Here is a 12,455-nt window from a genome sequence, read left to right on the forward strand (position 1 = left end):
TTTCGTGGGGTCGGCAGGGACGAGTGATGACCACGATGAGAACCGGTACCGGCCGGAGGGAAGACGGAACACCGCGCCCGTCAAGGGCCGGCCCACGCCTGCTGATGGGTGCGGTGCTGATCGTGTCGTCACTGGCCGCCACACTGACCTGCTACTTCGTCTTCGTCACCTGGCTGCCCGCCGATCGTGTCCGCTACCGGGAGTACAAGGCAGCCGAGGCGTGCCCCGCACGCACGGTGATACCGAGGTCGGAGGACTGCCTCCGGAAGCTCACCTTCACCGTCGAGGGCACCCGGAACAGCCCCAGGCACATGCAGGCGACCGTGAACGGCCCGGAGCCCTTCTCAAGGGTGGTCGTGCCTTTCGGTGACCCGGGGCCGGTGCTGAGCGGGCTCCAGCGGGGGGACCGGGCCACCGGTACCGTCTGGCGTGGTGTCATCGTCGTGGTCGCTCAGGGGGACACCCGGCAGAATTCCGCCGACGCGCCTCGCGATGAACCGCAGATGGCCGCAGCCGTCGGCACGTTCGCGGGCCTGCTGGCGGCGTTGGGGCTGATGTTCGGTGCGGTGCGGCTGGCCCGGCCGCGCGGCCCCGGACTCTTCACCTGGCGCCCGTACGGCAAGTGGCTGCTCATCGTCTCGGGTGCCACCTGCGCCGTCGTGGGTCTGACCACCGTGTGGACGGGCCTCCCGTGGTTGCTCGTGCCCACGGTCTGCGGGGCGGCCGTCGCAGGTACGGCGTGGTTTCTCCATCGGGGTCTGCGGCACGACCAGGCCGGCCGGTAGAACGGACTCGCAACCGGGGACGGTAGCGGTGGAGCGCCGGTGGGCGGACTGCTCGGCCACCGGATCAGCTACCGGTGCGCCTGTGGACGGGCCTGTCCGGCGCGGTCATGCAGGCACTCGTGGATGAGTGGCGGCTCAGGGGCGGGGCGCTTTCTCGCCGTGAACGGCTGTGTATTCGGCGGCGAGCCAGGGCCCCAGGTCGTCGATGAGCATGCTGAGTACCGCCGGATCCGCGGAGGGAGCGCGGCCGGTGGCCGCGGCCACGCGCATCTGCTCGACGCGCTCGGGGTAGTAGCGGCCGAAGAGTTCGGCGGACTCGCTGAGGTCGCTGGTCCAGCCGCCCCAGCGAGGCATGATCAGGGTGAATCCGGTGCGCACGACCTTGCGGGCGGCGAGACGGCTGAGGGTCCTGCGGTCCGCGTCCGTGGCGGCTTCGGTCGCTCGCTCGCGCCAGCGTGGGAGGGCGAGCGAGAGGTCACCGTTCGTCTCGCGGGCGAGCAGGGTAGTGGGGTGGTAGCGGGGAAGCTGTCCGGCGAGGTCGCTGCCCAGCAGCGGGGTGCACAGACAAGCGACGAAGAAACCGCCGTCATGACGCTCGAGTGAACTGAGCAGGACGCGGCTGCTGGACAGGAGGATCCCGACGCCGTTGATCTGGGTGAAGGAACCATCGAGAGTGGCCTCGATCGTCCTGGCGTCCGACCGGTCGGCCTCGGTGGGCTCATGGCGGAGGGCGAGAAGCAGGTCGAGGTCGGATACGCCGGGGATGGCGGCGCCGCGGGGGATGCTGCCGTAGAGATAGGCGCTGTGCAGCCGGGCGCTGTCGAACATCTCGGTGATCCGAGCGCGGGCGGCTTCGATGACGGGGGCGAAGGTTTCCGGCACACGGCTCAGTGCACCTTCCCGTGCGATCGTCCCGTCCTTCTCCAGCCCGCTGCCGCTCATGGGGCCACTGTGCCCTGTGTCCTCGTCCGCTGCCGAGCGGTTTTCCGAGGGGCATGTCAGCGCTCGCCCCACTCGACCAGGTGGTACGAGCCTGCTCGGCCTGGTGCCCGCCCGGCTCCCTCTGCAAGACCCACGGGACCGGGCCGGTGTTCGTATGCAAACGTTTGTGAGCGCTTCGGTTCGCGACGTAGCGATGCGGTCGGGCGGTCCGTTATCGATGTCTCTGACCACATCGGTCGAACCACTGAGAGCCGCAAGGAGGACGAGCTGATGAGATCGCCTCACCACGCGACAGCTCGCGGAGCCGTGTTCACCCTGTTCAGGCTGCTTGCCGTGTTCGCGCTGGCAGTAGGAACTCTGACGACATTCGGGTCGGGCCAGGCGCACGCGTCCACCAACCAGTACAGGGGCGTGAACTGGGCCGACCCGCGGGACAACTTCGTCAACGGCGTGCTGTACCCGTCCGGTCTCAGCTCGTCGGACACACACGCGTCGGCAGCAACCGTGGCGGATCGGGTGGTCGGCCAGATGTACTCGATCACCGGCGCGAACACCGTCCGCATGCCGATCAACGAGCCCACCGTCTCCAGCTATTGGCCGACGTACACCGGGGCCATCGACAAAGCGCTCAGCAAGGGCAAGGTCATCCTGGCCTATTGGGCGTACGCCAACGGCAAGCCGGCCGACACGGCCGGCTTCAACCGGATGTGGGACACCGTCGTCGCCAAGTACGGGAGCAACCCGAACGCCTACTTCGAGGTCATCAACGAGCCGTACGCCTACGGCACCTCAGCCCTCGACGACCTGTACAACGACTGGCTGTCCAGGTACCCCAAGGTGCCGCGCGGCAGGGTGATCCTCGACGGCGCCGGCTACGCACAGAACGTCGCGGCGGTCGGAGGGGACAGCCGTCTGAACAACACACTGCTCGCGGTGCACGACTACTCGTTCTTCGCGAGCTACGAGGACGAGACCAGCTGGGCGAACCACCTCGCCGGCTACATCGGCGCATACGCCGGCCGGACCATCGCCACCGAATGGGGCGGCCCGATGAGCCCCGGCAGCAAGAACGGCGTCCAGTACAACACCATCGACTACAGCATTCCGAGCGGATCGTTCTTCGCCGACTACATCAGGGGTGTCAGCAGCGAACTGCACAACCTCGGTATGGGCAGCGTGTACTGGCCCGGTCTGCGCGACGGTGACTGGTACAGCTTGACGACCAGGAGCGGAAGCGGCGCGGGTATCAAGCTGTCGCTGGTCAACACCTCCGGGCTGACCCGGCTGCGGTACGCGTGGGGCATCGGCAACGGAGGCGGCACCTACGTCAGGATCACCAACGCTGCCACCGGCCTCTACATCGACGGCGCCGGCCGCACTGCCAACGGATCCAACGCCGACCTGTGGGGGAACAGCGGCAGCCGCTACGAGGAGCAGTGGACCATCGAGAACGACGGCAACTTCGTACGCATCAGGAACCGTGCCACCGGGCTCTACCTGGACGGCCAGGGCCGCACCTCCAACGGCGCCGCGGTGGGCCAGTACGACGGGACCGGCAGTACCAACCAGCAGTGGTCGGTCCTGACCGATGCGAACAACGTGCGCATCAAGAACCGAGCCACCGGCTTGTACATCGACGGTATGGGCCGCACGGGTGTCGGCTCCGACCTGGGGCAGTACAGCGACTCGAACAGCAGCAACCAGCAGTGGCGGATCACGGCAGTCGGCTGACCGGGCGTTGACCCCGCTTCGCTCGGGTTCATCCCGCCCGGCGATGGGCACCGGACATGCCGATGGAGTGAGCGTTCCGGTGGCCGATCGTGAGCCTGACCGAAGCATGTCCGGGCCGCGGCCGACGGACGCACAGCCCGGTACGGCCGGGCCGGGCGAGGGTCCGTCGGCCGGGTCGCCCCGAGTCGTCCTGGTGGTGATGTGTGCGGGGTACTTCCTGACCGCACGCCAGACCGGCGGAGCCGTGGGCACTGCCCGCGTTCGGCGCGCTCGCGGGCAGCGCCGCCCACCCGCCGTCCTTCCTCACCGGCATGCACCAGGCGGCTTTTGCCGCTGCCGGGCTCTACCTGGCAGCCGCGCTGGCCACCCTCGCCGCCGTTCCCCGCCGGCTCCCGTCCGAAGGCTGACCCCCCGGGCGGTGGATCCGACGGCAGCGGCTCCCGCTGCACGCCGGGCGGGAACAGGGCTTCAGCCCTTGGCGGTCACGGAGACGGTGTGCGCGAGGCTGTCCGTCAGTGCGCACAGGGCGTCCGTGTGCGCGACGGCGCGCCACGAGCTGATCAGCACGAGGCCCCACTTCTCGGCCGGGCAGATGCCGTAGGCGCAGGTCTCCATGACGGTGCCCGTCCCGTCCCGGTCGGAGTCCTGAACGTACGCGTGCCGCACCCGGACCGAGGGGCCGGCGGGAAGGGTCCGCAGCTCCGCCTCGGGCGGACGGAGTGAGATGTCCGTCGGAGTGGTCAGGTAGCGGTGGAGGAGATCGACGGTCATGGTGGGGTACGTCTCGTCTGCCACCAGCGCCGACAACTCGATGCGGGCCAGTTCTCCGAGCTGTGGGTCGGGGACGTACGACAGCGCAGTGACCGGCCCGCGAGCGCGCGAGTCCACGGCGGCCTCACGCAGTTCGGTGGCGAGCGCCTCGATCAGCCGCTTGTCGCCTTCGGGGCCCACCCGCAGCCGGGCCGCGTCAGCGGCCCAGGAATCCAGGTCGACCAGTTCACGCACCGGTAGGGAGACGGCGTCGTCCGGCGCCTGCATGCGTACCGTGGAAGCGGCGAACTCGGGCATCAGGCCATCCATTGCAGGGTGTGGGCGATCGAGTCGAAGAGTGTCACCAGCGCGTCCGCGAGCGGCTCCATCGACGTCGGCGTCGGGGTGGAGAACGAGAGCAGCAGGCGCTGCCCACTGCACGGCACCGCCAGGTAGAGGTCCAGGTGCGTGAGCGGCAGCTTGTTGCCGTCCGGGTCGTCGGCGGCGGGACGTTGACGGTGGAGGTGGCGCACGGCCGGGCCTGCGGGCAGGTCGGTCATGGTGACGTCGGCGCCGCGCGCCGCCAGGGACAGGGCGATCTCGGACAGGTCCGCCGCCGCGGTGTCCTGCGGGGGCTGCAGGACGGTGACGACCAGGCCGGCGGACACCGGCACCTGGCCGATGATCTGGTTGACGACGTACATCTCCACGCCACCGTTCGCGTGCGCGGCCTCGGCCTGCTCCCGGAGCCGGTCGGCGAGCGCGGCCTTCAACTGCGGATTGGCCTTCGTCCGGCGCAGCCCGCGGTTGACCACCTTGTCGATGCGGTGGGTCCAGCGGTCGGGGTCGAGGACGACTCGTTCCCAGCCTTCGGGAACGGCTATGCGGTAGTCGGAAGGGGGTGCGGTGGCCGTGCGGCCCCTGTCGGAGGGCGTGCTGCCCGAACCGGGAGATGTGGTCACGCCGTCATTCCGCTCGGTCGATCGTCTCGGTTTCGCCGTGGCCTGCCGATGACAGCGCCCGCCGGTGCCAGAACCAGTACGGCGCCCGCTGCCAGGGACACGACGGTCTCGACGGTGTCACCTAGGTCGGACTCGGGGCCGAGGAACGGGCGGAAGCGACCGGACGGATCGACCACGGCGGTACTCGTGGCCCCGATCCGGTCGGCGCAGTCCTCCCTGTTGCGGAACACCTGGTGGACGGTACCGTCCGGCAACCGGACCCGGCAGTGCGTCTGGCGAGACCCGTGGGCCCACTGGTGGCTGGGCACGGTGATGGTGACCGTCTGCTCCACTCCGCGCAACTGCAGGTACCACTCCTGGGCGGAGTAGGAAGCGACGAGGATCAGGACGAAGTACGCCGCCACCGTGAGCCACCGCAGGACCAGTCCCCCGTGCGACTCCCGGGTCCCGAGTGCCGCGAAGATGACACCCACTCCGCCGAGGACCCCCACCAACAGGGAGAGCCCGGTGCCCAGCACGAGGGTGGACAGTTCGCACAGGACGAACCCGGCGACGCCGGCCAGCAGCAGTCGCAGCCAGGGCCACACGGCGGTCCGCTCTGCCGGGCCCTCGTCGTCACCCGGGCGTCGCGGATCGGCTTCGGCGGTGAACTCGGAGAGGATGCCGCGTACTCTCCGCATGCCGCCGTCGCCGACGGAGATACGGCGCAGTTCCGGCAGTCCCATGCCGATCTCTTCCAGCGTCCGCCGCCCGTCCTCCGGCAGCTCCGCGAACAGATCGTCGACGGTTCGCTCATCCTCACTCGCCACGTGGTCCTTGCTTTCCTTGCTCAGTGAACCTGCTCTGCGGCGGCGTTCCGTGGAGTCCCGCAGCCGATCGGGTCAGCCGCCGTCCCCGGGTGTACTCCAGCGCCAGTTGTAGAACGGTATTCCTCCGGCCCCCAAGCCCGGAATTTCCTTCACCCTGCCCAGGCCGTCCGGCCCGGTGACCCACGACTCCCCATCGCTGACCGGTGCGAGGTTCGACCAGCCGGCCGCGAGCGGCAGTGTCTGGCTGCTGATGAAGAGCCCCTTGCCGTAACCCGCCATGCTTTTGAACGAGGAGCCGGTGATCTGCGCGAGCTTGGGAGCACCCTCGGTGACCAGGCTTTCCTCGCCCGGCAGTTTTCCGGCGGCTACCCGGACGTCGTTGACGTAGGCCTTGGCATTCAGGGACTCCTTGACCACGGACCGCATCCGCGGAAGGAGTTCGGCGGGCCCCTCGGCCAGGGCCTTGCCGATTTGGCCAGGTTTGATGCCGTTGAGAGACTCGGCGAGTCCGCGGGCCGCCGCCGGGTTCAGCCCGATGTCCCGCGCCAGCTGGACGTCCTTGACGGCGGAGGAGCCGCGCGCCGCCACGGCCGCCTCCTTCGCCGTAGTGCCGAGGATCCGGCCGGCACCGAAGGACAGGACACCGATCGCGTCGATGGCGACGTCCAGCCAGGTGCCTTTGCCGTCCAGGGCCGAGATCGTGTCGCAGACCAGAGCGACCACCGAGGCCACCAGGGCCAGCGCCGCGAGAACCTCACCGAGGACGGGCACCCAGCTCAGGACGAGGGCCAGCACACCCAGAATGGCCGCGGCCACCCCGGCCCAGTGGCCGATCTTCGCGACCCAGTCCTCCACACTGTCCCACCAGTGGTGTTCGGGATCCTTCAGCCCGTCGTGGTCGACGGCGTCGTGAATGGCCGACTTGGCGTAACCGGCCTGGGTGTCCCGGTAGGACAGCGCGTGACGGAGGTCCGTCTTGGCGTCCTCCAGGTCCGAGTCCGCCGACGTCTTCTGCTTCTGCAGCTTCTGCTTGCCGGGGTGGTCGTCGTGGCCCGGATGGTGGTCGATCTGCTTCTGATAGTGGCTGCCGTCCGCATCGGCTGCTTTGGCCTTCTTGAGCGCCGTACGGACCAGGTTCTGCGCGTGGTTGAGGGCGGTGGCCCAGTTCTCCCGCGCCTCGTCGGAAACGGGTTCGAGGCCCACCGAGGAGCCGAGAGCACCGGCGGCGGCCGCGTACCGCTGGTGCGACTTCGTGAGCAGCCCGACCGTTTCCGCGGTCTTCTTCGTGAACTCACGCCCGGCGTCGGAGTCCCAGCCGTTGCCGTCGACCAGGTTGTGCAGCTTGGTGGCCTGATCCTGGATCATGGCGGCGGTGTCGGCGATGCGCTTGCCGAGCCGGGCCACCTCATAGGGGTCGCCGGGGGTGAATTCGTTGTCGTCGTAGCGGGCGGTCTGCCAGTCGACGCCCGAGAAGTCGTCGCTCATTCGCCCTTGCCACTCTTCGGCTCGGATTTCAGCAGGGCCTGAGCGAGGTGCTGGTCGAGGCCGTCGTAGGCCTTGGCCGCCGCGCCGGCCGTTTTGCCGAGGAACTCCAGGCCGTCGCAGAGCTGCTTGCGCTTCTTCTTCCAGTCGTCCGCGAAGTCATCGAGCGCGCTCGCGACATCGCCCGATCCCATCTCCGTGTCGTAGGAGTCGACCAGGTCCTTGGCATTCTCGAAGTGCGACTTCAGCTTCGCCACCGACCGGCTGATTTCCCGCAGTTCCGTCGTGGACACCGCTATGTGGTCCGCCACTCCGACCCCCGTTACTCGTGCTCTCCGGCGGGCTGTCCGTCCGCCTCGTCCGGCTCGTCCGGCTCTCCGGCCGGGAACGACCGCGCTTACTGTCCTGCATGGCCTTCCGGCTCAGCAACCAACGGAATGCAAAAGCAGCGTCCAGCAGGAGGGGCCGGGCGGCAGGGCCAGGTTCTCCGCGGACCCGGCGGCAGACTCCGTGCTGGGGGAAAGGCCCTGCTGGTAGGCGGCGAGAGCGGCCTCGGCGATCAGCGCGTGCGGCTGCTTGTCCCAGCCGTCGAAGGACTCCGCAGGGTGCCGGTGCCGGCGGTCGGCGGCCGGGCGGCCCGTGAGGGCCGTGCGGGTGGCTCGGCGTCGAGGCCGGGATGAATCCCCCCGATCGGCGTCATAATCGTGAAAAGATCCTTCCTGGGCAGTAGAGCCTCCCTTTGCTGTCCCATTACTCTTGTTGCGAGGCCACGCCCGGTGGCCACTGAGGAGTGAGATGAGGAGCAGCAACCCGGTCTTCTCGCGACGGGGCTTCAGCCGTGACACCGGCTACGCGGGCTTCAACGCGGCGCCGCAGGCCGGGGGCCCGGCGGTAGGGACCAACCCGTACGCGACCAACCCGTACGCTACCGACCCCTACGCCCCGCCAGCGCCTCCGCGCACCAACGTCATGACGATGGACGACGTCGTCACCCGTACGGCCATGACGCTCGGCACCGTGGTGCTCGGCGCCGTACTGGCCTGGGTTGTGCTGCCGGTCACCGCGACCAGTTTCGGTCTGGCCTTCGGGTCCGCGCTGGTGGCCTTCGTCTTCGCCATGGTGCAGTCCTTCAAGCGCAAGCCGGTGCCCGCGCTGATCTTCGGTTACGCCGTCTTCGAGGGCATCTTCCTCGGCGTGATCAGCGAGATGTACAACAGTCAGTGGTCCGGCGCGCCCTTCCAGGCGGTGCTCGGCACGATGGCGGTCTCGGCCGCCACGCTGTTCGCGTACAAGCAGCGCTGGATCCGGGTCACCGCGCGGTATGCGCGGATCGGCATGACCATCGCCATCGCCTTCGTGATCGTGATGATGGTCAACCTGCTGCTCGTCGTCACCGGCGTTGCCGACCACGGCGGCCTGCGCAGCTTCGGGCCGCTCGGCCTGGCCGTCGGGGTGCTGGCCATCCTGATCGGCTGCTTCTTCCTGACCCTCGACTTCAAGCAGATCGAGGACGGCATCGCCTACGGCGCGCCGCGTGAGGAGTCCTGGCTGGCGGCCTTCGGTCTGACGATGGCGCTGGTCTGGATCTACATGGAGATGCTGCGCATCGTCGCGATCTTCAACCGCTAGCGGTCTGCGGTGCTGTGAGGGCCCGTCCGGATTCGTCCGGGCGGGCCCTTCCGTACGCCTCAGGCCAGTCGCCGCGCGGCGCGCCTCAGGTCGTACTCGTGGATGATGGCTTTGGCGTGACCGTAAGCCAAGTGGTGTTCGGTTCTCAGCCAGCTGACCTTCTCGTCGAAACGGACGAGGGTGGGTCCTTCGTCGACGGCACGGAGCCAGTCGGACACTTCCCGCCCTGTGCACTGGGGGATGCGGGAGAGCAGATTGCGATGGGTCTCATCGGAGAAGACTTGGGACATCGGCGCCTCCGGAGGCATTGCGCTGAGTCGGCCGTAGACCGTCCTTCCATGCACCGTGCCTGAGCTTCGGCCCGTTGGCAACAGTCGGGCGCGGGCGCGTAGGGTCGCGGCGTGCTTGATACGACCCCCCTCACTACCGCGGTGGCCCGGTTCGCCGACCGCCTGCGGTCCGCCCCGCAGAGCCGGCTGCAGCGCGGCGCCGCCGCCGAAGGGCTCGCGCTGGCCAGAGAACTCTCCTTGCGGGCGCAGCGACTTGAGGATCCGGACGCACCGGTGCGGATCATGCCGGACACCGGGATGTTCGTCGTCGCCGATCAACTCGCCGTCGCCGGGAACGACCTGGCCCAGGAACTGCGGACGGCCCCGTCCGAGGAGCTGGACGAGGCCGTGAGGATCGTGGAAGCGGCGGCGGTGGCAGCGGGACTGTGACGGCGGACCGCTGCGCGTGGGACGCCCGGGGCGCGGGAGTCCCGGTGGGGGCTCCCGGCGGGACTCAGAGTGAGGCTATGACGCGGTCGGCGAGGATGTAGACGTTCTCGTCCCCGCACGTGAAGGTCAGTGCGAACGCACCGGAGATCCCGGAACCGCCCAGCAGGACCGGGGCTTCACCCAGACGGAGTGCCTCGGCCAGGCGTTCGGCGGTCTCCCGGTGGCCCGGCGTCATGCAGAGCGTGGTGCCGTCCGTGAAGACGTACACATCGAGGGTGCCGAGCGGCCCGGGGCGCACGTCGGTGAGCGCGGTGCGGGTCTCGGCGAGTGCCTCGAGCCGGTTGACCATGCGCTCATGGTCCGACACGGCGGGTGCCTGGGCCGGAACGAAGTCCGGATGCGAAGGGTGACGCCGGCGGGCCGCGGCCAGTTCGGCGCTCTCGTTGGCGAATTCGTCGGCGGCCGGTTCGTCGTCGGTGTCGACGGCCGGCTCGGCCGCCGGCTCCAGCTCGGCGCCGAATCCCGTCTCGAAGGCGGTCTCGAGGCCGGTTTCGGCGGCGGCGTCGAAACCCGCGTCGAAGCCGGTGAAGTCCGCCTGGCGGGGCAGGAAGAACGCGGTGTCCTCGCCGAGTCCGGCCAGACCGCCGAGCAACGACGGCGCGTCCGCGCCGTCGCGGGACTCCTGCGCGGCCCAGAAGGCTCGCGCTTCCGCCAGTTCACGTTCTCGTTCCTCGGCCAGCGCTTCGGCGACCGCGGCGCGTATCTCGACGGCCGGAGTCTCCCGCGCGGCGGGTACGGTCACGCCCCGGGCGCCGCCGGCCGTCACGGCCAGTTCGCCGCGGAGTGCGGCGATCTGGCGGCGCAGGCCGTGTGCGGCGTGCAGGGACGCAGCCCCGACAGCCGTGGCGGCGGCCGTCGTCAGCAGCAGGGCAATAGACAAGGCGCTCACTGACTTACTCCCGGATTCAATGGTTCCCCGACTTACTACATCAGCTTGTCGTGGGAGTGTGCTGCCTGTCAGTGCATTACGTCATGAATTGGACAGGTCTTTGGGCCCGAGGTTAATCAGCGATACCCCTGTGACCTGCGGGAATAGCTCTCCCCCAGGAGATAGGTCACATCCTGGGGGAGATTCGGTCACGACCGGGACGCGAAAGGTGTATTCGCCGTCCGATTGTCACAGCCCGGTGTTCCGTGATGCCCCTGGGTGATCGAAACAACGGTGCGGCGGGACGATCGCAGCAGGCCGGGGGCGGTGCGGCAGGCGGCCCGGGTCAGCTCAGTCGCTCGATGACCATGGCCATGCCCTGGCCGCCACCCACGCACATGGTCTCCAGACCGAACTGCTTGTCGTGGAACTGCAGGCTGTTGATCAGCGTGCCGGTGATCCGCGCGCCGGTCATTCCGAAGGGATGGCCCACAGCGATGGCGCCACCGTTGACGTTCACCTTGTCCAGGTCGAGTCCCAGGTCCCGGTACGACGGGATGACCTGGGCGGCGAACGCCTCGTTGATCTCGGCGAGGTCGATGTCGCCGATGTTCAGCCCGGCCCGCTTCAGCGCCTGCCTGGACGCCTCCACCGGGCCGTAACCCATGATCTCGGGCGACAGGCCGGTGACGCCCGTGGAGACGATCCGGGCCAGCGGGGTCAGGCCGAGCTCGCGCGCCTTGGTGTCGCTCATGATGACCAGCGCGGCGGCGCCGTCGTTCAGCGGGCAGCAGTTGCCGGCGGTGACCCGGCCGTCGGGGCGGAAGACCGGCTTCAGACCCTGCACGCCTTCCAGGGTCACTCCGGCGCGCGGGCCGTCGTCCTTCGAGACCACGGTGCCGTCCGGAAGGGTGACCGGGGTGATCTCGCGCTCCCAGAAGCCGTTCTTGATGGCTTCCTCGGCGAGGTTCTGCGAGCGGACACCGAACTCGTCCATGTCCTGGCGGCTGACGCCCTTGAGGCCGGCGAGGTTCTCGGCGGTCTGGCCCATCGCGATGTACGCGTCGGGCACCAGGCCGTCCTCACGCGGGTCGTGCCAGGTGGCGCCCTCGGTCTGCGCGACGGCCTCGGTACGGGCCTCGGCCTCCGCGAACAGCGGGTTGTGCGTGTCCGGCAGGCTGTCCGAATTGCCCTTCACGAAGCGCGACACCATTTCGACGCCGGCCGAGATGAAGACGTCGCCCTCGCCCGCCTTGATGGCGTGCAGCGCCATCCGGGAGGTCTGCAGGGACGACGAGCAGTAACGGGTGACCGTACAGCCGGGAAGGTGGTCCATCCCCATCTGTACGGCGACGATCCGGCCGAGGTTGTTGCCCTGCTCGCCGCCGGGCAGGCCGCAGCCGAGCATCAGGTCGTCGATGTCCTTGGGGTCCAGTTCCGGGACCTTGGCGAGTGCGGTGCGGATGATGGTCGCGGTGAGGTCGTCGGCGCGCAGGTCCTTCAGTGACCCCTTGAACGCACGACCGATCGGGGAGCGGGCGGTTGAGACGATCACGGCTTCGGGCATCACGTGCTCCAGAGGGCTCGGGGTGGCAGGCGCGGGGCCTGGTGGGTGGATCCGGTCAGCGGTGGGCAGGCTGTCTGGAAGTTACCCGCCCGTAGCGCAGAGGTCACCGGACATGGCGTGTGATACGGGACTCTTTTCTAAGCGACCGCTC

13 protein-coding genes are annotated in these 12,455 nt (G+C 69.0%); 4 read left to right on the forward strand and 9 right to left on the reverse strand.

The window, feature by feature from the left end:
* The first annotated feature begins 26 nt into the window (after positions 1 to 26).
* Positions 27 to 785, forward strand: a complete 759-nt coding sequence (locus AB0M87_RS24275) for a hypothetical protein (RefSeq protein WP_365856280.1) — start codon at positions 27 to 29, stop codon at positions 783 to 785.
* A gap of 135 nt (positions 786 to 920) precedes the next feature.
* Here the strand turns inward: AB0M87_RS24275 and AB0M87_RS24280 are convergent, their stop codons facing one another.
* Positions 921 to 1,727 (reverse strand): nucleotidyltransferase domain-containing protein, encoded by an 807-nt coding sequence (locus AB0M87_RS24280; RefSeq protein WP_365856282.1) that lies wholly within the window; start codon positions 1,725 to 1,727, stop codon positions 921 to 923.
* Between the two features lie 270 nt (positions 1,728 to 1,997).
* Here AB0M87_RS24280 and AB0M87_RS24285 point away from each other — a divergent pair, with 270 nt between their 5' ends.
* Complete coding sequence (locus AB0M87_RS24285) at positions 1,998 to 3,458, forward strand: ricin-type beta-trefoil lectin domain protein (protein WP_365856284.1); 1,461 nt, start codon at positions 1,998 to 2,000, stop codon at positions 3,456 to 3,458.
* A gap of 468 nt (positions 3,459 to 3,926) precedes the next feature.
* On the opposite strand, the gene AB0M87_RS24290 is transcribed toward AB0M87_RS24285, so the two are convergent.
* The 5 genes from AB0M87_RS24290 to AB0M87_RS24310 form a co-directional block, all read right to left on the reverse strand.
* Entirely contained in the window at positions 3,927 to 4,526 is a 600-nt protein-coding gene (locus AB0M87_RS24290) for a hypothetical protein (protein WP_365856286.1), read from the reverse strand.
* Positions 4,526 to 5,170: a hypothetical protein gene (locus AB0M87_RS24295; protein WP_365856288.1), complete on the reverse strand. Its 645-nt coding sequence runs from the start codon at positions 5,168 to 5,170 to the stop codon at positions 4,526 to 4,528. Before AB0M87_RS24295 ends, AB0M87_RS24290 begins: the two co-directional genes overlap by 1 nt.
* Positions 5,167 to 5,979, reverse strand: coding sequence for a hypothetical protein (locus AB0M87_RS24300; protein ID WP_365856290.1), 813 nt, complete (start codon positions 5,977 to 5,979; stop codon positions 5,167 to 5,169). The genes AB0M87_RS24295 and AB0M87_RS24300 overlap by 4 nt, the downstream gene beginning before the upstream one ends.
* 72 nt (positions 5,980 to 6,051) lie before the next feature.
* Positions 6,052 to 7,464 carry a hypothetical protein gene (locus AB0M87_RS24305; RefSeq protein WP_365856292.1) on the reverse strand — a complete coding sequence of 471 codons (1,413 nt, stop codon included), beginning with the start codon at positions 7,462 to 7,464 and terminating at the stop codon, positions 6,052 to 6,054.
* Complete coding sequence (locus tag AB0M87_RS24310; RefSeq protein WP_365856294.1) at positions 7,461 to 7,754, reverse strand: hypothetical protein; 294 nt, start codon at positions 7,752 to 7,754, stop codon at positions 7,461 to 7,463. Before AB0M87_RS24310 ends, AB0M87_RS24305 begins: the two co-directional genes overlap by 4 nt.
* Before the next feature lie 502 nt (positions 7,755 to 8,256).
* Here AB0M87_RS24310 and AB0M87_RS24315 point away from each other — a divergent pair.
* A complete protein-coding gene (locus AB0M87_RS24315; protein ID WP_365856296.1) occupies positions 8,257 to 9,090 on the forward strand; it encodes a Bax inhibitor-1/YccA family protein in 834 nt (277 codons plus the stop codon).
* Between the two features lie 59 nt (positions 9,091 to 9,149).
* Here AB0M87_RS24315 and AB0M87_RS24320 read toward each other — a convergent pair whose 3' ends face one another.
* A complete protein-coding gene (locus AB0M87_RS24320) occupies positions 9,150 to 9,380 on the reverse strand; it encodes a DUF4287 domain-containing protein (protein ID WP_365856298.1) in 231 nt (76 codons plus the stop codon).
* Between the two features lie 111 nt (positions 9,381 to 9,491).
* Here AB0M87_RS24320 and AB0M87_RS24325 point away from each other — a divergent pair, with 111 nt between their 5' ends.
* Positions 9,492 to 9,809 carry a hypothetical protein gene (locus AB0M87_RS24325; protein WP_365856300.1) on the forward strand — a complete coding sequence of 106 codons (318 nt, stop codon included), beginning with the start codon at positions 9,492 to 9,494 and terminating at the stop codon, positions 9,807 to 9,809.
* 64 nt (positions 9,810 to 9,873) lie between these two features.
* Here AB0M87_RS24325 and AB0M87_RS24330 read toward each other — a convergent pair whose 3' ends face one another.
* Together AB0M87_RS24330 and AB0M87_RS24335 are read right to left on the reverse strand one after the other, a co-directional pair.
* Positions 9,874 to 10,758 (reverse strand): hypothetical protein, encoded by an 885-nt coding sequence (locus tag AB0M87_RS24330; protein ID WP_365856302.1) that lies wholly within the window; start codon positions 10,756 to 10,758, stop codon positions 9,874 to 9,876.
* 325 nt (positions 10,759 to 11,083) lie between these two features.
* Positions 11,084 to 12,304 carry an acetyl-CoA C-acetyltransferase gene (locus AB0M87_RS24335; protein ID WP_365856304.1) on the reverse strand — a complete coding sequence of 407 codons (1,221 nt, stop codon included), beginning with the start codon at positions 12,302 to 12,304 and terminating at the stop codon, positions 11,084 to 11,086.
* Positions 12,305 to 12,455 lie beyond the last annotated feature (151 nt).

It is taken from the genome of Streptomyces sp. NPDC051320, assembly GCF_040682175.1.
Lineage (GTDB): Bacteria > Actinomycetota > Actinomycetes > Streptomycetales > Streptomycetaceae > Streptomyces.

Bases quoted from the DNA above. Each gene is read 5' to 3' on its own strand.
- AB0M87_RS24275 (WP_365856280.1), top strand. From the start codon at position 27: ATGACCACGATGAGAACCGGTACCGGCCGGAGGGAAGACGGAACACCG.
- AB0M87_RS24280 (WP_365856282.1), bottom strand. From the start codon at position 1,727: ATGAGCGGCAGCGGGCTGGAGAAGGACGGGACGATCGCACGGGAAGGT.
- AB0M87_RS24285 (WP_365856284.1), top strand. From the start codon at position 1,998: ATGAGATCGCCTCACCACGCGACAGCTCGCGGAGCCGTGTTCACCCTG.
- AB0M87_RS24290 (WP_365856286.1), bottom strand. From the start codon at position 4,526: ATGCCCGAGTTCGCCGCTTCCACGGTACGCATGCAGGCGCCGGACGAC.
- AB0M87_RS24305 (WP_365856292.1), bottom strand. From the start codon at position 7,464: ATGAGCGACGACTTCTCGGGCGTCGACTGGCAGACCGCCCGCTACGAC.
- AB0M87_RS24315 (WP_365856296.1), top strand. From the start codon at position 8,257: ATGAGGAGCAGCAACCCGGTCTTCTCGCGACGGGGCTTCAGCCGTGAC.
- AB0M87_RS24320 (WP_365856298.1), bottom strand. From the start codon at position 9,380: ATGTCCCAAGTCTTCTCCGATGAGACCCATCGCAATCTGCTCTCCCGC.
- AB0M87_RS24335 (WP_365856304.1), bottom strand. From the start codon at position 12,304: ATGCCCGAAGCCGTGATCGTCTCAACCGCCCGCTCCCCGATCGGTCGT.